Source organism: Methylomonas sp. EFPC1 (genome assembly GCF_016925515.1).
GTDB classification, from domain to species: domain Bacteria; phylum Pseudomonadota; class Gammaproteobacteria; order Methylococcales; family Methylomonadaceae; genus Methylomonas; species Methylomonas defluvii.
Genome location: NZ_CP070494.1, coordinates 406,199 through 425,613 on the forward strand (window position 1 = coordinate 406,199; position 19,415 = coordinate 425,613).

Consider the following 19,415-nt stretch of genomic DNA (forward strand, 5'->3'; position numbering starts at 1 on the left):
ATTTGCGGGTCTTTAAACATATAGAATAACAGTGAACCATTGATTATTAAAATAATCACAAGCGCTCACCATCTTTTAGTCAACGAGGGATTTATGAACTATAGGCTCGCGGCGTTAGCGCTGCTTTGCCCTGCTGTCGCGGCGCATGCCGAGGCCGGCAAGGTACACGAACATGTTTTCAGCAACGGCTTGAAACTACTGGTAAAGGAGGACCATCGTTCGCCGGTGGTAGTATCGCAAGTTTGGTACAAGGTCGGGTCCAGTTACGAGCCCGGCGGCATCACCGGTATTTCGCACATGCTGGAACACATGATGTTCAAAGGCACCCAAAAATATCCGGCTGGCGAGTTTTCCCGAATCATCGCCGAAAATGGCGGCAACGAAAATGCCTTTACCGGTCAGGATTACACCGCTTATTTCCAAACCTTGGAAAAATCGCGTCTGGAAATCAGCTTTAAACTGGAAAGCGACCGGATGCGCAATCTGGACTTAAAAGCCGAGGAACTGAAAAAAGAACTGGAAGTAGTGACCGAAGAACGGCGCATGCGCACCGACGATCAGCCTCGTTCGAAAGTACATGAGCAATTCATGGCTACGGCTTTCACCAACAGCCCATATCAAAACCCGGTTATCGGTTGGCCGTCCGACATCGCCAATTATAAAGTCGAAGACCTGCAAGCCTGGTATCAACAATGGTACGCACCCAATAACGCCACGCTGGTGGTGGTGGGTGACGTCGATGCGTTGCAAGTCGAAAAGCTGGCCGAGCAATATTTTGCGCCGCTGCAACCCAGCGTGTTGAAGCCTGTGAAACCGCAAGACGAAAGCGAACAACGCGGCGTGCGGCGCATCACCGTGAAAGCGCCCGCCAAACTGCCCTACCTGATGATGGGCTATAAAGTCCCGGTACTGAAAACCGCCAAGCCGGAATGGGAGGCATACGCGCTGGAAGTGCTGGCGGGTGTGCTGGACGGTGGTGATAGTGCCCGGCTGTCTTCACGCCTGATCAGAGGCAAGCAAATTGCGGTGTCGGCTGGTGCGGGTTACGACTTCACTTCGCGCTTGCCCGAGGTGTTCCTGTTGGAAGCCACCCCTGCCGAAGGTAAAACCGTATTTGATCTGGAATATGCTTTGCTGGACGAGGTATATCAACTCAAGAACCAGTTGATCGACAAGGATGAATTGCAACGCATCAAGGCGCAAGTATTGGCCAGCGCGGTCTATCAGAAAGACTCCAACTTCTATCAAGCCATGCAATTGGGCACGCTGGAAACCGTGGGTATCGGCTGGCAGAAAGCTGACGAGTATGTCGATAAGATCAATCAAGTCACCGCCGAGCAGGTCAGGGAAGTGGCGCGTAAATACTTGATCGAAGACACGCTCACCGTCGCCTATCTCGATCCGCAGCCGATCACCCAAGCCGCCAAACCTGCAAAAGCCATAGGAGGCCATCATGCGTTTTAATTTAATTGGTTTGGCACTATTGCTGTTGAGCCAGACCGTTTGGTCCGCCGCGAAAATCGAAAACTGGCAAACCCCGCAAGGCAGTAGGGTTTACTACGTGCGCACCGCCGGCTTGCCGATGGTCGATGTGCGGGTGGTATTCGATGCCGGCAGCGCCCGCGACGAAGCGCAGTTCGGTGTCGCTGCGCTGACCTCCGCCTTGCTGGATAGTGGGGCCGGCGACTTGAGCGCCGACGACATCGCCCAGCGTTTCGAATCGGTAGGCGCCAATTATTCAGCTGGTGTCAATGAAGATATGGCTTGGCTGGCGATACGGACCTTGACCGAAAAAGCCTTGTTCGACAAAGCTTTGGCGACCTTCGAGACCGTATTGAGCAAGCCGGCCTTTAATCAAGCCGATTTCGAGCGGGAAAAAGCCCGCACGCTGGCCGGTTTGAAACACCGCGAAGAATCGCCGGGCGAACTGGCCGGCATCGCGTTCAACAAAGCCTTGTACGGCGATCATCCCTATGCACATCCGGAAGCGGGCGTGGTGGAAACCGTGGCCGGTTTTAGCGCCGACGATCTGAAAAGCTTTTATCAAAAATACTATGTGGCGGCCAACGCCATGGTAGTTATCGTCGGTGACGTTAGCCGCGAGCAAGCCGAACAAACCGCTAACCAGGTACTAAGCAAGTTGCCGGTTGGTAGCAAGCCCGCCGAAATTCCGGCGGTGACGATGCCGAATAAAGCCAGCAAACAGCACATCGAGTTTCCGTCCACGCAAACCCACGTACTGGTCGGCTTGCCCGGCACCTATCGCAAGGACCCGGATTATTTTGCCTTATATGTGGGTAACCATATTCTGGGGGGCGGCAGCATGGTTTCTCGTTTGTTCGAAGAGGTGCGGGAGAAGCGCGGGCTGGCCTACGGTGCTTACAGCGTATTCGCTCCGATGTATCGGCAAGGCCCGTTCATGATGAGTTTGCAAACCCGCAATGACCAAACCGAACAGGCTTTGGATGTGTTGCTGAAGACCTTCAACGAGTTTCTCGATAAAGGCCCCAGCGATAAGGAACTGACCGCCGCCAAGCAAAACATCACAGGTGGTTTTGCGATGCGCTTCGATACAAACAGCAAGCTGACCGATTACGTAGCGATGATTGGGTTTTATCAGCAGCCGCTGGACTATCTGGATACCTTTCAGAGCAATGTCGAAGCTGTCAGCATCGAGCAAATCAAGGATGCGTTCAAGCGTCGGGTAAAACCGGAGTTGTTGCAAACCGTAACGGTCGGTGCTGGTAAATAAAATGTCTAACCAAATCCGCATCATCGGCGGCGAATGGCGCAGCCGGCAAATCGTATTCGACGACGCGCCGGGTTTGCGACCGACGCCGTCGCGGGTGCGGGAGACCTTGTTCAACTGGCTGCAAGCTGATGTTCTGAATAGCCGCTGTCTGGATTTGTACGCCGGTAGCGGCGCGTTGGGCGTCGAAGCTGCCTCGCGCGGTGCTAGGCACGTGGTGCAAGTGGAAAACAACCCTGCCAGTTGCCAAAAGCTGCGCGAGAACATCGCTAAACTGGCGGCGACACAGATTCAGGTGGTACAGCAAGACGTTGGGCAATTTCTAAACGCGCCGGCTCAACCGTTCGACTTGGTGTTCCTCGATCCGCCGTTCGGACAAGGTTTGATCGGGCAGACCTGCCGACTATTGGACGCCCAAGGCTGGCTGGCCGATTACGCCAAAATCTACCTGGAATGTGAGCGCAAGCGGCCGTTGGATGATCTGCCGGTCGGCTGGCGATTGTTGAAAGCCAAGACGGCTGGCGAAGTCAGCTACCACCTGCTGCAAAAGCAATCGGATACTTTTGCCGCGGCGAATGGTTTAAAATAAGCCGCTTTTGCCTGTTTCCAAAGCCGATGAACATTACCGCGATTTATCCCGGCACCTTCGATCCCATCACCAATGGTCACCTGGACTTGATCCACCGCGCTTCCCGGCTTTACCGGCATGTGATTGTTGCCGTCGCGGTCAGCCGCGGCAAACAGCCACTGTTTTCCTTGGAAGAGCGCGTGGCGTTGATTCAGGAAGTGGTCACCGAGTTCAGCAACGTCCGCGTGATTGGCTTCGACACCTTGTTGGTCGAATGTGCCAAGCAACATCAAGCCAGCGTCATCATCCGCGGCTTGCGCGCGGTGTCCGATTTTGAATACGAATTTCAATTGGCCGGCATGAACCGCCGTTTGTCGCCCGATATTGAAACGGTGTTTCTGACCCCGGCCGAACAATACGAATTTATCTCGTCCAGCATGATCCGCGAGATCGCCCAATTGAACGGCGATGTGTCCAGCTTCGTGCCTGATGTGGTCAAACAACGCTTAACCGAAAAATTTTCCGAGGAGTAATTATGGCGCTCATTATCAGCGACGACTGTATCAACTGCGATGTCTGCGAACCGGAGTGCCCGAACGGCGCCATTTCGCAAGGCGATGATATATACGTGATCAACCCGTCCCTATGCACCGAGTGCGTCGGTCATCATGACAAGCCGCAGTGCATGGAAGTTTGTCCGGTGGATTGTATCGATAAAGATCCGGATGTGGTCGAGGACAAGGACAGCCTGTACAAGAAGTATTTGAAACTGACAAGTTAACAACTGGACTGCCTCGAAAAACTCTTAGCCCCCCGCGCCCGAATGTGGGGGGCTAGGTTTTACGAGAACGATGAAACAAATGCTTTTTGATGAGCTCGTTATTTTTCTTTCGATAACTCGTTTTTAGGTATTAGATTTAGTGGCATTAATATATAAACTCTCTACGGGACGCCACCAGTCGGTACCATCAATGTTGTATTGAGCTTCAATATCGCCTATCTCGGAGCGATTGATCTGCGTGAAACCAGCTTCCGATAAAGCGAGCTTCAACGTTTCGAAATCCCAGGCAAACTTGTGGTCGTCGTCCATTCGGAACATTTGGTTAATGATTTCCATTTTTGTGTCGTATGGCTTTGGGCTGCCTCCCAAATTTTTAAGTTGTTCGAAAAATTCTTTGTCGTCAAAGCAGTAAGCTTTCAAGTATTTTTCAGCGTCGGGCACGATTAGTCTGAGCGTGGCGCCATTTTCGAGTAGTCGATAGCACTCTCTAAGTAATTTTTTCGCATAGGAGTATTCCAAATGCTCTAGAAAGTGTTCGCAATGAATGTGCTTAGCACATTGACTATTCAGCGGAATAAGATTACGCAAGTCATGAAAGTAGACACCCTGGCTGTCCGTCATGTCTATATTGATCCAGTTTTCTTTTGCAAGGTTTCCGCAACCGAAGTTAATTAGAAGTTGATTTCCACTCGCTTTTTTAAGTTTTCCCCTAGAAATCAGTCGTCGGCGAAAATTTGTTAGGAATTGTATCCAGAGATTAATGTTATTTCTCAGATCACGCCATCCGGCATGTCCAAAAACCGTTTCTGCTACGTTATGGATCACTTGTTACTCCCAACCGAATAATTAAGCTAAAGTCCATTAAACAAAATTAAAGTTTCCTTTTCTTTCAATTATTACACACGCATTCAAGAGCAGTGGTAATGATCCGTTTTAAAACGTTATTCTTAGGAGATCGATATGCTCAAAAGTGTTGGCTATGCTGCCTACAACCCGCAAACCCCGCTGCGCTCGTTTCATTTCGAACGCCGGCAACCCGGTTCCGAGGATGTGCGTATCGAAATTCTGTATTGCGGGGTTTGCCATAGCGACTTGCATCAAGTACGCAACGAATGGCGCGGCACGACATTTCCGATAGTGCCGGGCCACGAAATTGTCGGTCGGGTCGTGGAAGTCGGCTCCCAAGTGACTCATTTTAAGGTGGGTGATTTGGCCGGGGTAGGCTGCATGGTGGATTCCTGCGGCGTCTGTCCCGATTGCCTTGATCATCAGGAACAGTTTTGCGACCAAACGGTGTTCACTTACAACAGTCCGGACAAATACACCGGCAAAATGACTTACGGCGGCTACTCGAATCAGATCGTGGTCGATCAGGGGTTTGTGTTGCAAGTGTCCGATAAGCTGGAGTTGGCGGCGGTAGCGCCCCTGCTGTGCGCCGGTATTACGACCTATTCGCCTTTGCGGCATTGGCAAATCGGCAAGGGCCATAAGGTTGGCATCGTCGGTTTGGGCGGTCTGGGGCATATGGGCGTGAAGTTTGCCCATGCCTTTGGCGCGGAAGTCGTGCTGTTTACGACATCGCCAGGCAAGGAAGCGGATGCCAAACGCTTGGGGGCGAGCGAGGTAGTAATTTCAAAAAACGCCGACGAGATGGAAAAGCATTTAAACAGCTTTGATTTCATTTTAAATACCGTCGCCGCGCAGCACGATCTGGATCAATATTTAAGCCTGTTGAAGCGCGACGGCACGATGTGCCTGGTCGGCGTACCGTCCGAGCCGCATCCCTCGCCGAACGTCGGCAACCTGATATTCCGTCGCCGCGCACTGGCTGGGTCGCTGATCGGTGGCATCCGTGAGACCCAGGAAATGCTGGATTTCTGCGCAGAGCACGGCATCGTGTCCGATATTGAGCTGATTCCGATGGCCGGCATCAATGACGCCTATCAACGTATGTTGAAAAGCGACGTGAAATACCGCTTTGTGATCGATATGGCGACCCTGCCGGGCTGACGCACTATCCCAAGCTCCTAAATATCGTCGCTCCCGCGCAGCCGGGAGCCCAGTTGCTAAACTGGATTAGCGATGAGTCCTCGCAATGCCGGATGGCCCAGGTTTTGGCCTATCCGCATCCCTAGCAAAACATTTGACCTATAATCACCTTCTCTCACTTTTCTTGGCTTGTTGGGCAGAGAAGGAATGCGTTTGAGCTTTTACCGATTTATTTTTCTGACAGCAATTATTGCCGTGGCGGGTTGGGCTGGGTTGCGCCTAGCCTTACCGCCAGGCTATGCCAGTCCGATTTGGCCGCCGGCCGGCATTGCGCTGGCAGCGGTGTTGCTCTGGGGTAAGAAAATCTGGCCGGCGATAGGGTGCGGCTCGTTCCTGACCAATCTCTCGCAAGGATATGATTTAAGCGGCGAATTAACGCCGCCGACGGTCTTCGTCGCGATGGGCATCGCGATCGGCAGCACATTGCAAGCATTGACCGGTGCTTGGCTGTCGCAACGCTTTCTAGGGACCGGCGTACCGCGTTTGGATAAAGGCAAAAACATTTTTCGGTATGTGTTACTAGTCGGGCCTTTGACTTGCTTGATCGCCGCCACCGTCGGGGTCAGCACCTTGCTTGGATTCGGTGTTTTAACCGATGCCAATGTTTTGGTGGCTTGGTGGAATTGGTGGATAGGCGATTGTCTCGGAGCCATCATTATATCGCCTTTGGTTTTTTGCTGGTTTGCAGAGCCAAGAGCGCTTTGGCGTCCCCGGCTGGTAGGTGTGGCTATGCCGCTGGTAGCCATGTTGGCCGGGCTGATCATTACTTTTCTATTGGTTTTGCGAGCGGAAGACAGTCGGCTGCAACTGCAATTTGACAGCAATGCCGGTGCGGTTAATAAAGCCTTGGCAGACAACTTTTCCGCCGTGTTAAAAGCGTCTTTTTCGCTCAATAGTTTCTTTCAAGCGGCCGGACCGGTAGACCGGGATAAATTCGGCGTTTTTGCCAATGGCATCCTGACACAGAATCCGCACATTCAAGCGCTGAGCTGGGTATCGCAGATCCCCAGCGAACAGCGGGCGTCTTACGAACAATCGATCCGCGACGAAGGATATAAAGATTTTACGATCAAGGAATTAGGTGCGGATCGCCAGTTCACCAAAGCTCAGGAGCGTACCGAGTATTTCCCGGTTACCTTTATCGAGCCTTTATCAACCAATAAGCTGGCGCTGGGCTTTGACTTGAATTCGGAGGCCAATCGCCGAGCAGCGCTGACGGAAGCCAGGGCCAGCCAAGCAGTCAGCGTCACCCGGCCTATTCAACTGGTGCAGGACGGGCAAGCCAATCAAGCCTTATTGCTGATGATGCCTGTATACTTGACTAATGCCAACAGTTCGGAGCCGGCGTTTAGCGGGTTTTTGTCTACAGTGGTGCGTATCGATTCCTTGGTGAAGGCGGCCATGCAAGACTTAAATCTTGACGATATGAACGTGGCGCTACTGTATTACGATGCGGAAAACCAAGCTATACCGTTATACGGAGCGCTGAAAGCATTGACGACCGGTGTTAATGAGTTCAGGCATTCCATCCGTTTTGGCAATCGCTTGTTGGAAGTGATTGTCCAGCCGGAAGCCGTATTCATTGCGACGCATGCCTCCTGGTTACCGTGGCTGGTGTTGTTGGGCGGATTGCTGTTTACCATGCTACTAAGCGTGTACTTGTTATCCGCCACCGGCAGGGCGGCTATGGTGGCGGCACTGGTCGATCAGCGCACCGCTCAGCTTGATGCGGCAAACTCAAGTTTAAAGGATGCGTATATTCGTTTGGCGGAAAAAGGCCAAAAGCTCCGCGACTTATACGAGCTGTCGCCCTTAGGCATCGCTTTGCTGGACGTGCACGGCAAATTCGTTGAATTCAATCATGCTTTTCAACGCATGACCGGTTACACGGAAGAAGAACTTCAACGGCTCGATTACATGAGTTTATCTGCCGATAAAGACCAGAGTTTGGCCGAACAATTAAGTTGGTTAGCCAGAACCGGGCAGTATGGTTCGGACGAAGCGACGTTTATCCATAAAAGAGGGCGGCCGGTATCGTTGCAACTAAGCGGCACCAAAGTCGCCGGTACCGAGGATCAGGATTATATTTGGTTTATTGCCGAGGATGTCACCCAAGCCAAAGCCAATAAAGAAGTGCTGCGACAAAGTGAGTTGAAGTATCGAAAGCTGTTCAACAGTTCCAGCGATGCGGTCATGATGGCCGATAGTAGTGGATTTCTGGATTGCAATCAGGCCACCTTGGATTTGTTTGGTTACGACGCTGTGTCCGAGTTTTGCCGCTTGCACCCCGGTAAAGTTTCGCCGCCAAATCAGGCAAACGGCAGGGATTCGGTAGAATTGGCGAACGAGTATATGGCTACGGCGATCAAAAACGGCCACTTGGAATTCGAGTGGCTGCATAAGCGTGCCGACGGTCGTATTTTTCCGGCTTTGGTGACGCTGGCGCGGGTTAGTCTGGACGGCCACTTGGTATTACAAAGCGTGGTGCGCGATCTAAGCGAGCAAAAGCGGGTGGAGCAGGCCTTGATCGAAGCCAAAGAAACCGCCGAGAGCATGGCAGCCTTCAAATCGGAGTTTCTGGCGAACATGTCCCACGAAATCCGCACGCCGATGAACGCGGTGATCGGGTTGTCGCAGTTAGCATTGAATAAGCCGGTATCCGCTGAGGTAAGAGATTATCTGCAAAAGATTTACAGCAGTTCCGTCAGTTTACTCGGCATACTCAACGACATTCTCGACTTCTCCAAAATGGAGGCCGGTAAACTGGGACTCGAACAGGTCGAATTCAACCTGAATACCGTATTGGATAACCTGCATAATCTGTTTGCCTTGTACGCCGCGGAAAAATGCCTGGACATCAAGATAGACGTTGCGCCGGATGTGCCCTTAAGTTTGGTGGGGGATGCGTTGCGTTTGCAACAGATTCTCTCCAATCTGGTGGGAAATGCGCTGAAGTTTACTGAGCAAGGCAGTGTCAGTTTGCGGGTGGCCTTGCTGGATTTAAACGAGGCTCAAGCCAGGCTACGATTTAGCGTTGTGGATACCGGTATCGGTATTCCCGAAGCGGATCTGCCTAAGTTGTTCCATTCCTTCAGTCAGTTGGATGCGTCGATTACTCGCCGCTTCGGTGGTACAGGCTTGGGCTTGAGCATCAGCCAAAAGTTGCTGCAACTAATGGGCAGCGATTTTCATGTCGAAAGTAAGCCGGGGCAGGGTTCGAATTTTAGTTTTGACTTAATTCTGGGCGTTAGCGCGCAGCAAACCGATTTGCCGGCGGCGCGGCCGGATACCGACACCCAGGCCGGTGGCTTGTCTAAGACGCTTGCCGATCAAGGTAGCGCATTGCGGGGCATGCGTATCTTGGTGGCCGAAGACCATGCTATCAATCAGAAAATTTTGCAGGAATTTTTGGCCTTATGCGGGGTTAGTGTCGATCTTGCCGGTAACGGCCGTGACGCCTTGGCCATGCTGGCAGAGCACGCTTATGATGCAGTGCTGATGGATATTCATATGCCGGTGATGAGCGGCCTGGCCGCCACCGAACAGATCCGCCTTAACCCCGAGTATAAATCGCTACCGATTATCGCGCTGAGTGCTGGCGTGACCCAAGAGGAGCGGGACAAATGCCTGGCCAGCGGTATGAACGAGTTTGTGGTCAAGCCGATTCAGCCGATGCAGTTGGTTAAGGTGTTGTGCCAGCAGATAGGTCGAAGTCCGATTGGCGCTTCGGTAAACGGGCCTGTTACAAATGCGCGTGACGTTTCAGCGTTTTGCTTACGAGATTTGCCCGGTTTTGATTTCAGCAACACGCTGGATTTGCTGGATGGCGACGAAAGCTTTTTGAGCGAGTTGCTGGGCAGTTTCAGAAATAGCACCGCAAGCACCTTGATAGCGCTGGATGATTTGCTGGAGAAGCGCGATTTGCAAAAGGCGCGAGACGTGCTGCACGGTTTGAAAGGCGTTGCCGCTAACTTGGGGGCAAATCGTGTGGAGCAGGCCGCGACGAGATTTTGTCTGTCACTCAAGCAGGACAGTTTAAATCCTGCTGACTACGCCGAATTCAAACGGATAATGACCGAAGCGCTGACTGCACTGGAACCGTTGGGATAGTCGCTTGACATTGTTCCTGATGGAACAGTGTCTACAGCTGGTCCCAAAATATCGTCTGAGTCAGGTCCAGTTTATCGGTGTAAAATCCGCCGCCATATTGCCTTTAGTTCAAATTCCCGCCAAGGAGAACGCACAATGAACGATCTGGTGTTTTATACCAATCCGCAGTCGCGTGGGCGCATCGCTCACTGGATGCTGGAAGAAATCAGCGAGCCTTACGAAACGGTCTGGTTGGCGTTCGGCGCCGAGATGAAAAATGCCGACTATCTGGCTGTCAATCCAATGGGCAAGGTGCCGGCGCTGAAACACGGCACAGCGTTCGTCACGGAAACTGCCGCCATTTGCGCGTATTTGGCGGATCGCTTTCCGCAGAAAAATCTGCTGCCGGCCGCAAACCATCCCGCGCGCGCCGACTATTTCCGTTGGTTGTTTTTCGCGGCCGGTCCGCTGGAGCAAGCCGTTACCGCCAAGACGCTGGGTTGGCAAGTGCCAGAGGGCAAAAGCGGCTTTGTCGGTTTCGGTAGTTACGAAGCGACCTTAGCCGCCGTCGAAACAGCCCTGCGGCCCGGACCTTACATTTGCGGCGAGCAATTTACCGCCGCGGACGTGTATGTCGGCTCGCAGCTGGGTTGGGGCATGATGTTCGGCAGCATCGAGAAACGTCCGTTGTTCGAGGATTATGTGGCGCGCATCTACGCCCGCCCGGCAGCCCTGCAAGCCATTCGTCTCAACGAAGAATATTTGCAACAGCGCCAGGTCTGATCGATTGGATAATAGAAAGCATCCATCCATGACAGTGTTGCGCACCGAGGCCCCCATTGGCGTATTCGATTCCGGCGTCGGCGGCCTGTCCGTGCTGCGAGCCATCCGTGCGGAACTGCCCATGGAAGACTTGTTGTATGTGGCCGATTCCGGCTACGCGCCCTACGGCGACCGCGACGCGGAGTTTATTGCGGATAGGGCGACAACGATCACCGAGCGGCTGCTTGATGCCGGCGTGAAGGCCATCGTAGTGGCCTGCAACACCGCCACCGTGGTCGCAATCGAAAAACTGCGCGCGTGGTGTCCGGTGCCGGTAGTAGCGATGGAGCCGGCCATCAAGCCGGCGGCGCAAACCACCCAATCCGGAGTGGTCGGCGTACTGGCCACCAGCCGCACGCTGGCCAGCCCCAGCGTCGCCAGGCTGTGCGCGGCCTATGGTCAGGACATTGAAATATTGTTGCAGCCTTGTCCCGGTTTGGTCGAACAAGTTGAAAAAGTCCAATTGCACAGCGATACGACGCGCGAGCTTTTGGTTGGTTACCTGTCGCCGTTGCTGTTGGCTGGTGCCGATACCATCGTATTAGGCTGCACGCATTACCCGTTTCTGGCAGAGCTGATTCGGGACATTGTGGGGCCGGATCTGACGATAATCGACCCGGCCACCGCCGTGGCAAAAGAGCTGGTGCGGCGTCTGCAAGGCAACCTTAGGCCTGATTCCGGCGAGCGAACCGCAGAGGTCCGCTTTTTTTCCAGCACCGCGGTCGAAGAGGCCAGCCCGATCATATCCGCGCTCTGGGGTAGCCCTGTGCTTGTTCAGGCGATTGCTCGGAGCGCTAAGGGCAAGCAGATCGGTTCGGCAGCTTTGGGCTAGTCTCCCCGGATTTTTAATAAACCGTTCGAACCGGTTTTCTTCCATTTGCAGGCCACCATGAACGATAAACACACTCCAATAGCCGTGTCGGCGGCAGATGTCGAGCCACGCACCACCTCGCTGTATCCGGAACCGTTTGCCTCGCGCATGACGGGACGGGAGAAGCGCCGCCTTGGCGATTTATTTGATCTGGCAAACTTCGGCGTCAATCTAAGCACGCTAGCACCCGGCGCCAGATCGGCGTTGCGGCACAGCCATTCGCGGCAAGACGAGTTTATTTATATATTGCAAGGCCATCCGACATTGGTGACGGATGCAGGCGAAACCGAGCTGGCGCCGGGTATGTGCGCGGGATTTAAAGCCGGCACCGGCAATGCGCACCAGTTGCTGAATCGCTCGAACGCAGACGTGCAGTATCTGGAAGTTGGGGACAGGACGGCCGGAGACGCAGTCATTTATCCGGACGACGATTTACAAGCGATGTCAGTCGACGGGAGCTGGCGTTTTGCCCACAAAGACGGCGAGCCATACTAAAAAACGGAGTTTGCATGCCACACGTATTAATCATCCATGAGGTCGCCGACTATCCGGCCTGGAAGCAGATTTTCGATCAGGCCGCCGAGATCAGAAAACGCGCCGGAGAAATCAGCTACCAACTGCTGCGCTACGACGACGATGCCAATAATATCGTGCATTTTTCTGCCTGGACCTCGCTGGACAACGCCCGGCGCTTTTTCGAATCCCCCGAGTTGGTGGAAATCAGAAAACAGGCCGGGGTAAAAGCCCCGGAATTTATCTATTTGCAAGAGATAGAGCGGGGCATGCTTTAATCTCGGCCTTGCTGAATGCTACTGGTATAAGCGTTGCTGCCTCTGTTAGCAACGAACTGTAATCGGTAGCGCTGACGAAGATGTGCTAGCGCAATGAAACCTCAGATTAGTATTGTCATTCCGGTAGTCAACGAGGCGGCGCGGCTTGCCGATACGTTGCAAGCCTTGCAGGTGCTGAGATCGCGCTGCGAATTGCTGGTGGTCGATGGCGGCAGTCGTGATGCCAGCCCGCTTATTGCGAAGCCTTTGGTCGATCAGATTTTGCCCAGTCAGCCTGGCCGGGCCAGGCAGATGAACCTGGGTGCGCATCACGCCCAAGCCGACGTGTTGCTGTTTTTGCATGCCGATACCCGGCTGCCGGATCAGGCTATCGCTTTAATTTTGTCTGAGGTCGCGCAAGGCTGGTCGTGGGGGCGTTTTGATGTGCAATTCGACAGCCCACAAGCCATTTTTAAATTGATCGCCGGCATGATGAACGCGCGCTCTCGCTTGACCGGTATTGCTACCGGCGATCAGGCCATCTTCATAACACGCCAGGCATTTCAGGCTGTGGGCGGTTTTCCGGAAATTGCGTTGATGGAAGATATTGCCATCAGTGCGGCGCTGAAAAAGCTCGGTAAACCTTGCTGTTTAAAGACTAAGGTCGTCACTGCCGCGCGGCGTTGGCAACAACACGGTATCCTCAGAACGATCTTATTGATGTGGTGCTTGCGGCTGCGGTATTTTTTCGGAGCTAATCCGGATGAACTGGCAGCGCGGTATTATCGGAGGCAGTGATGGAAGCAATGGTGCGCTTGAGCGTGTTTTTGGGGATATTTTTGCTAATGGCGGCTTGGGAGTGGCTGCGGCCAAAGCGGCGATTGGCGGCAAAGCGCCGCCGCCGTTGGCCGGTCAATTTGGGACTGGCGATTCTGAATGTCGGCGTGATGCGGCTCAGCATGGGTGCTGCGGCCTGGCTGGCGGCGAACTGGGCTGCCGAGCAACAAATCGGCGTATTCAATACGTTGTCGGTGCCGAATTGGCTGTCGATAACACTCAGTTTGCTGCTGCTGGATTTGGCCATTTACGCCCAACATATTGCCGCCCATCGCTGGCGCTGGTTTTGGCGGCTGCATCAGGTACACCATAGCGATATGGATTTCGATACGACGACTGCCGTGCGCTTTCATCCCCTGGAAATCATGCTATCCATGCTTTACAAGGTCGCGCTGGTGCTGTTACTCGGGGTCGATCCGCTCGCGGTGATCGCTTTTGAAGTGATATTGAACGGTTGCGCGTTATTCAATCACGGTAATGTCGGCTTGCCGCCTGCGCTGGAGCGCGGCTTGCGCTATTTGATAGTGACACCCGACATGCATCGCATTCATCACTCTGCATTTCAACCGGAAACCGACAGCAACTACGGCTTCTCGCTGTCATGCTGGGATAGATTGTTCAAAACCTATTGTCCACAAGCGCGCGAAGCACAGGCTGCCATGATGATAGGTTTGTCCGAATATCGCGATAGTGCGCAGTTGGGCTTTGTAGGCCTGTTGGCGCTGCCGTTTCGCCGTCTACGCAGTCGATAAGCCCAGTTAAACCGGCTTGCGGTTTGGCTTATTGGGTTGTTTCCTTGTAGCGATTAATCAATGTGTTTTTAGTGTCATTGTTAATTAATGTCGGCGGGCATATAGTCTAAATGCCTTAATTACTTCGGGAAGCGACCATGAAACGCTTACATAAAGACATTTTGACCGGGCTGGTGTTTGTGACCGGCGTTATCGAGTTTATTTCGGGCGATTTTATTGTTTCCTCGGCCTTGTTCGCGGCGACCACTTTTGCCAGTACTATGGGTTCGAGTCGCAAAAAACCGTAGGACTGGATTGTCCTGCGGCGTAGCCGAACCGGCAGATGTTTTGATAAATGCGTTCAGCGTTAGGTTTTCTGGGTAATATTGGATTATCCGCGCCGCTTGCATAAGCAATGTTTTACAATATTGCGATGCAATTAAACTTTGACCGGCTGCGGTAAATGGCTGACGCGAAAACTTATCTGAATGTACCCTATGCCGAAAAGGATGCGGCGAAAGCGCTTGGCGCCAGATGGGATGCTGCTGTCAAGAAATGGTATGTCCCCGCCAATAAAGACGTGGCGCTGTTTGCCAAATGGCAGGTGGAGTCAGGTGTTGGTCAATTGCCCGGCGGTGAGCCGAAAAATTCAAAAGCCGACAGTGTCGTCGGTGGCACAACCCGATCAAGCGATAAAAACTTCGTAGCCTATGACGGAGACGAGCCGCCATGGGATTGAAGCAAGCGGTGCGCGGTTTTAGCTTATGCGTCCGTTAAAATACCTAGCTGGCTATGCGCCCGCCATCACGGTGCAAGTGCATGCGCTGATCGACAGCGACAAACTGCCCGAGTTGCTGCTGAAAAAATATCCCCGGCCGCATGATATAAAGACCGACAAGGCGCTTTATGTCTACACGATGGATCTTAAAAATCAATTTCTGCGGCAATCCAACCCTCTCAGCAAAGTCGTTTACGACGACAAAATCGATGTGTTACATCAGGCCTTGGGCTTACATTCCGTGGTCTCTCGGGTGCAGGGCGGCAATTTAAAAGCAAAAAATGAAATTCGTATCGGTGCGATCTTTAAAATTGCGCCGCCGGAGTTTTTGCAGATGATCGTCGTTCATGAGCTCGCGCATCTGCGTGAAAAACAGCATAACAAGGCTTTTTACAAATTATGCGAGCACATGGCGCCGGACTATCACCAATGGGAATTTGATATGCGGCTTTATCTGACCTGTCTGGATTTGGGCCGGACGATTTATTGAGTCGATCCAAGCGCCGCGGGCGAAGGATTTACGGCCGTGCTTCGCGAATGAATGGTTGTGTGCAGCCATCAAGCAGCGATTTCTTAATTTTGCCTGGCTATAGTGGCACTATTGCGTCAGAATTTACTTACTTTTATATAGACATTTTTATGGGAGAAACAGCATGCGCGTAGCAGAGTTAATGACCACCAAGGTATTTACCGTAGAACCGCACGATCTGATCGATCGCGTGTTCTTTTTGATTCATTACGAGAAAATCCGCCACTTGCCTGTGGTTGAAAAAGGCAAATTGGTCGGTATCGTTTCCGACCGGGATTTATATAAAGCCCTGGGCCCCAAAAGTAATTCCAATGCGGTGGAAGCTTGTAAAGACAGCACCCAATTGCACGTGGTCACGCAAAAAGTCGTGCATATCATGCATCGCGGCGTTTATACCGTTACCCCGGAAACGCCTGCCTCGGAAGCGGCGGCGATGATGGCGGAACACCGCGTCGGCGCGCTGCCGGTGGTGGAAAAAGACAAACTGGTAGGCATATTGTCCGCTACCGATATTTTAAGAGTGTTTGCCAAGTTGGAACGCGCGCACGAAAAGCTGGAACAACAGATCAAGGAAGGTGCTGCGCACGGCTAAGATCGGATGGGTTTACGGCGCAAACCGTCAGAAAGTAAATGGGGCGATGCTTATTGTTTCGCCCCGGGCCAAAGCCTCAACCGGTAATCGCGGCTCTTTTATCCACTAAGTAAATCCAGTCGTCTTGTTCTTTAACTTTCAGCGGGGTCAGTTTTTTGCCCAGGCAGATTTCGCTTAAAGACTCGCCGCTGATCGGGTCGTAGCAAATGCTGTGCATGGAACACTGCAAATAGCGTCCCGATTCGTCGAAAATGTTGCTGTTCTCACAATCCAATGCCCTAGGCATGTGGACGCATTGGTTCAGATAAGCGTATACCTCGCCTTGGAAACGCACCAGAACCGCAGCGCGTGGCGAGCCGCGATAGAGCAGTTCAAACGGAAATTTGCCTAGCTCGGGAACTTGTTGAGCAGGGCAGATGGCAAATGGGTGTTTCACCGACATGATTGTTTATCCTCCCCCACGATTGCCAGCAAACCTTGGGCCACAATGCTGTATTTTTTCGATGGATTTTCGGCAATTGAACAAGCGGACGGCGTTACTCGGCAAATCAAACTGACAGCGGATAACTAGCAGTCTTTACCTTCAGTGTTCGCTTGGCGGTCCAGCTCCTGCTGTTCATTGCGAATCAGCCAGTCCAGCACCAAGGCATAGCTGGTGGCCAGCAGGGTCGGGCCGATAAATACGCCGATAAAGCCAAACGCTAACAGCCCACCGAAGATGCCGAACACGATCAACACGAACGGCAATTCCACTTCCCGGCTGATCAAAATCGGCCGTAGCCAGTTGTCGATGGTGCCGACGAATAACAAAAACCACAATGCGATAAAAACCGCCCAGCCGGTTTCGCCTTCTGCCAGCAGCCACAAGGCAATCGGCAGCCAGATCACCGTGCCGGCCGCTGGAATGATCATCAAAAAGAACGCGATGACGCCTAGCACAAAGGCGTAAGGCACGCCGGCAATCACAAAACCCAGGATAGAAGCCAGTGCTTGTACCAGCGCGGTGCCGAGGATGCCGTATACCACTGCGCGCAGACTGGAACGCACGATATGCAGGATGCGTTGGGTACGCTCGCCGGCCAAGCGTTCGACGCCAATCACGACATGCTGAGCAACGTGTTCGCCGTCGCGATAGAAAAAAAATAGCACCAAAATAGCCAGGCCCATATGCATCAGTTCGCCGGCCAAGCCAATGCCTTGTTGCAGCAACCAGCTACTGGCGCCCAGCGCATATTGCCGGGCCAGATTGACGAGGCGGCTGGAGTCTTCGCCGACACTTTGCCAGGCGGCAACAGCGTTGTCGCCGACTACCGGCAACGATTGCAACCAAGCCGGAGGCTCCGGCCACACATGCCGGCTTTGATTAAGCCACTGCAGCAAGTGGTTTATGTCTTCAGTAAATGTCAGCGTGGCGGCGACGAACGGCGTCAGCAGTAATATGCCTATCGGCAGGACCATGGCGGTGGCGGCCCAGTTGGCGGTCAGCTTCCAATCGCGCAAACGCAAATACAGCGGCCAGGTGACAAAACACAGAATCGCCGCCCACAACAAATCGAAAATAAACGGTTTTAATACCTGATAACAGGCAAACAGCAGCAGGCACAAGGCTGCCAGACTGGCGATTTTTTCGTAACGGGAAATCTGGATAGGCATGATCGAGTAGGCGGCAGCTAACTGAATTGGAATGAATATCCGGAGTTTACGGCATTATCGGTTAAGCCGGTATGACAGCCGGCGAATTAAACAATGCTTGCTTGTCCGGCGGCGCTTTACATAGAATGCGGTAGCCTTTATCTGGAGCCTTACCGTGAGCCAAGCCCGAGAGTTTATTCCGATTAATATCGCCGTGTTGACGGTCTCCGATACTCGTACCGAACTGGACGACGTATCCGGGCAAACCTTGGTCACCGGTTTAACCGATGCGGGGCATAACTTGATCGACAAAAAAATCGTTCCCGATGATATTTACCAAATCCGCGCCGCGGTCAGTCAATGGATCGCCGATCCGCAAGTCAATGCGGTTATTACCACCGGTGGCACCGGCGTGACTGGCCGCGACGGTACGCCGGAAGCGATTCAGCCGCTGTTGGATAAAGTGTTGGATGGCTTTGGCGAAGTGTTTCGGATGATTTCCTACCAGGACATCAAAAGTTCGACGATGCAGTCGCGGGCTATAGCCGGCGTGGCCAACGCCACTTATATTTTCTGCGTGCCGGGTTCGTCCGGTGCTTGCCGGACTGCCTGGGAGTCCTTAATCAAGGAACAATTGGATTACCGCACCCGGCCGTGTAATCTGGTGCAACTGATGCCGCGCCTGCTGGAGAAATGATGCGTCCGCCTTTTTTGTTTCTGGCCGCCGTCGGCGGATTTATAGGCGTGGCGATGGGCGCGTTCGGCGCGCACGGCTTGAAGCATTTATTATCCGAGCATCTGCTGGAAGTTTATAAAACCGCGGTAAGCTACCAGATGTGGCACGTGTTGGTTCTCGCTTTGATCGCAGTGTTACCGGAACATAAATTATTGCGAATGGCCGGCTGGTGTTTGGTGGCGGGCGTCGTGCTGTTTTCCGGCAGTCTATACTTACTGGCGATATTGAATATCGGTTGGCTGGGTATGATCACGCCGTTGGGCGGCCTGGCTTTTTTAGCGGCATGGGCCTTATTGGCTTATGTGGCTTGGCAGAAAAACCAGGAGTTGTAGATGGACACTAAACCGCCCGTTCGACCTTCCATGCCGCCACCGGCATCTTCCCGGCCCAGCGCTAACCGCAATTTGCGCGAGGAAGGCCACGAAGTAAAAGTACCGCCGATTCCGGAAGATGCCATGCTCAAAGTCCTACACGCGGTCATTCATTTCGCGGTCAGAATATTGGCGGTGCTGATGGTGTTGGTTATCTTGTGGGGCGTGGCTGACGTGGGCTACGTGATGTACCAACGGGTGGTCGCGGCACCGTTTTTGATGCTGACGGTCTCCGACATACTGGTGATCTTTGGTTCATTCATGGCCGTGTTGATCGCGATAGAGATATTTATCAACATCACGCTGTACATCAAGCACGACACGCTACCGATTAAAATGGTCATAGCCACTGCCTTGATGGCCGTGGCCCGAAAAGTCATCATGCTGGATTTCAAGGATTTGGATCCGGCTTATATTACGGCTATCGCTGCGGTCATCGTGGCGCTGGGCCTTACTTACTGGCTGATTTCTTATAAACCGCCACAACCTGTCAAACAAGACGAGCGATAA

23 protein-coding genes are annotated in these 19,415 nt (G+C 53.0%); 20 read left to right on the forward strand and 3 right to left on the reverse strand.

Translation table 11 applies throughout. The features are described from left to right. Positions 1 to 93 precede the first annotated feature (93 nt). The 5 genes from JWZ98_RS01855 to JWZ98_RS01875 are packed head-to-tail and all read left to right on the forward strand — an operon-like array spanning position 94 to position 4,098. Entirely contained in the window at positions 94 to 1,464 is a 1,371-nt protein-coding gene (locus JWZ98_RS01855) for a pitrilysin family protein (RefSeq protein ID WP_205452850.1), read from the forward strand. Then, a complete protein-coding gene (locus JWZ98_RS01860; protein ID WP_205452851.1) occupies positions 1,454 to 2,752 on the forward strand; it encodes a pitrilysin family protein in 1,299 nt (432 codons plus the stop codon). Before JWZ98_RS01855 ends, JWZ98_RS01860 begins: the two co-directional genes overlap by 11 nt. A gap of 1 nt (position 2,753) precedes the next feature. Then, complete coding sequence (rsmD, locus tag JWZ98_RS01865; protein ID WP_205452854.1) at positions 2,754 to 3,338, forward strand: 16S rRNA (guanine(966)-N(2))-methyltransferase RsmD; 585 nt, start codon at positions 2,754 to 2,756, stop codon at positions 3,336 to 3,338. A 26-nt stretch (positions 3,339 to 3,364) separates the two neighbouring features. Further along, positions 3,365 to 3,850 (forward strand): pantetheine-phosphate adenylyltransferase, encoded by a 486-nt coding sequence (coaD, locus tag JWZ98_RS01870; protein WP_033158564.1) that lies wholly within the window; start codon positions 3,365 to 3,367, stop codon positions 3,848 to 3,850. Between the two features lie 2 nt (positions 3,851 to 3,852). Beyond that, complete coding sequence (locus JWZ98_RS01875) at positions 3,853 to 4,098, forward strand: YfhL family 4Fe-4S dicluster ferredoxin (protein WP_171696737.1); 246 nt, start codon at positions 3,853 to 3,855, stop codon at positions 4,096 to 4,098. A 123-nt stretch (positions 4,099 to 4,221) separates the two neighbouring features. Here JWZ98_RS01875 and JWZ98_RS01880 read toward each other — a convergent pair whose 3' ends face one another. Beyond that, positions 4,222 to 4,923, reverse strand: coding sequence for a hypothetical protein (locus tag JWZ98_RS01880; protein ID WP_205452855.1), 702 nt, complete (start codon positions 4,921 to 4,923; stop codon positions 4,222 to 4,224). 135 nt (positions 4,924 to 5,058) lie between these two features. On the opposite strand from JWZ98_RS01880, the gene JWZ98_RS01885 reads away from it, so the two are divergent. The 12 genes from JWZ98_RS01885 (at position 5,059) to JWZ98_RS01940 (ending at position 16,166) form a co-directional block, all read left to right on the forward strand. Next, positions 5,059 to 6,108: an NAD(P)-dependent alcohol dehydrogenase gene (locus JWZ98_RS01885; protein WP_033158566.1), complete on the forward strand. Its 1,050-nt coding sequence runs from the start codon at positions 5,059 to 5,061 to the stop codon at positions 6,106 to 6,108. 186 nt (positions 6,109 to 6,294) lie between these two features. After that, the gene (locus tag JWZ98_RS01890) at positions 6,295 to 10,257 is read left to right on the forward strand and encodes a CHASE domain-containing protein (RefSeq protein ID WP_205452859.1); all 3,963 of its coding nucleotides are present in this window, start codon (positions 6,295 to 6,297) and stop codon (positions 10,255 to 10,257) included. Positions 10,258 to 10,392: 135 nt separating this feature from the next. Further along, complete coding sequence (locus tag JWZ98_RS01895; RefSeq protein ID WP_205452861.1) at positions 10,393 to 11,019, forward strand: glutathione S-transferase family protein; 627 nt, start codon at positions 10,393 to 10,395, stop codon at positions 11,017 to 11,019. Between the two features lie 28 nt (positions 11,020 to 11,047). After that, positions 11,048 to 11,890 carry a glutamate racemase gene (gene murI / locus JWZ98_RS01900; RefSeq protein ID WP_205452862.1) on the forward strand — a complete coding sequence of 281 codons (843 nt, stop codon included), beginning with the start codon at positions 11,048 to 11,050 and terminating at the stop codon, positions 11,888 to 11,890. Positions 11,891 to 11,947: 57 nt separating this feature from the next. After that, the gene (locus tag JWZ98_RS01905) at positions 11,948 to 12,424 is read left to right on the forward strand and encodes a cupin domain-containing protein (RefSeq protein WP_275899162.1); all 477 of its coding nucleotides are present in this window, start codon (positions 11,948 to 11,950) and stop codon (positions 12,422 to 12,424) included. Positions 12,425 to 12,438: 14 nt separating this feature from the next. Continuing rightward, a complete protein-coding gene (locus JWZ98_RS01910) occupies positions 12,439 to 12,720 on the forward strand; it encodes an antibiotic biosynthesis monooxygenase (protein ID WP_205452870.1) in 282 nt (93 codons plus the stop codon). Positions 12,721 to 12,813: 93 nt separating this feature from the next. After that, on the forward strand, positions 12,814 to 13,497 hold the full coding sequence (locus tag JWZ98_RS01915) for a TIGR04283 family arsenosugar biosynthesis glycosyltransferase (protein ID WP_205452872.1): 684 nt from the start codon (positions 12,814 to 12,816) through the stop codon (positions 13,495 to 13,497). After that, a complete protein-coding gene (locus JWZ98_RS01920; RefSeq protein ID WP_205452874.1) occupies positions 13,497 to 14,288 on the forward strand; it encodes a sterol desaturase family protein in 792 nt (263 codons plus the stop codon). The genes JWZ98_RS01915 and JWZ98_RS01920 overlap by 1 nt, the downstream gene beginning before the upstream one ends. A gap of 137 nt (positions 14,289 to 14,425) precedes the next feature. Beyond that, entirely contained in the window at positions 14,426 to 14,575 is a 150-nt protein-coding gene (locus JWZ98_RS01925; protein WP_165385908.1) for a hypothetical protein, read from the forward strand. Positions 14,576 to 14,730: 155 nt separating this feature from the next. Further along, positions 14,731 to 15,006, forward strand: a complete 276-nt coding sequence (locus JWZ98_RS01930; RefSeq protein WP_205452875.1) for a DUF5710 domain-containing protein — start codon at positions 14,731 to 14,733, stop codon at positions 15,004 to 15,006. A gap of 25 nt (positions 15,007 to 15,031) precedes the next feature. Beyond that, the gene (locus tag JWZ98_RS01935) at positions 15,032 to 15,535 is read left to right on the forward strand and encodes a YgjP-like metallopeptidase domain-containing protein (RefSeq protein ID WP_205452877.1); all 504 of its coding nucleotides are present in this window, start codon (positions 15,032 to 15,034) and stop codon (positions 15,533 to 15,535) included. Between the two features lie 163 nt (positions 15,536 to 15,698). Then, positions 15,699 to 16,166, forward strand: a complete 468-nt coding sequence (locus tag JWZ98_RS01940; protein ID WP_205452879.1) for a CBS domain-containing protein — start codon at positions 15,699 to 15,701, stop codon at positions 16,164 to 16,166. Between the two features lie 76 nt (positions 16,167 to 16,242). On the opposite strand, the gene JWZ98_RS01945 is transcribed toward JWZ98_RS01940, so the two are convergent. Together JWZ98_RS01945 and JWZ98_RS01950 are read right to left on the reverse strand one after the other, a co-directional pair. After that, positions 16,243 to 16,608, reverse strand: a complete 366-nt coding sequence (locus JWZ98_RS01945) for a Rieske 2Fe-2S domain-containing protein (RefSeq protein ID WP_205452881.1) — start codon at positions 16,606 to 16,608, stop codon at positions 16,243 to 16,245. A 125-nt stretch (positions 16,609 to 16,733) separates the two neighbouring features. After that, positions 16,734 to 17,819 (reverse strand): AI-2E family transporter, encoded by a 1,086-nt coding sequence (locus JWZ98_RS01950; protein ID WP_205452884.1) that lies wholly within the window; start codon positions 17,817 to 17,819, stop codon positions 16,734 to 16,736. Between the two features lie 154 nt (positions 17,820 to 17,973). Here JWZ98_RS01950 and moaB point away from each other — a divergent pair, with 154 nt between their 5' ends. From moaB to JWZ98_RS01965, 3 genes are read left to right on the forward strand one after another with little or no spacing between them, the layout of a single operon-like run. Beyond that, positions 17,974 to 18,495 (forward strand): molybdenum cofactor biosynthesis protein B, encoded by a 522-nt coding sequence (gene moaB / locus JWZ98_RS01955; protein WP_205452885.1) that lies wholly within the window; start codon positions 17,974 to 17,976, stop codon positions 18,493 to 18,495. Continuing rightward, the gene (locus tag JWZ98_RS01960; protein ID WP_205454373.1) at positions 18,495 to 18,866 is read left to right on the forward strand and encodes a DUF423 domain-containing protein; all 372 of its coding nucleotides are present in this window, start codon (positions 18,495 to 18,497) and stop codon (positions 18,864 to 18,866) included. Before moaB ends, JWZ98_RS01960 begins: the two co-directional genes overlap by 1 nt. Beyond that, a complete protein-coding gene (locus tag JWZ98_RS01965; protein ID WP_205452886.1) occupies positions 18,867 to 19,415 on the forward strand; it encodes a phosphate-starvation-inducible PsiE family protein in 549 nt (182 codons plus the stop codon).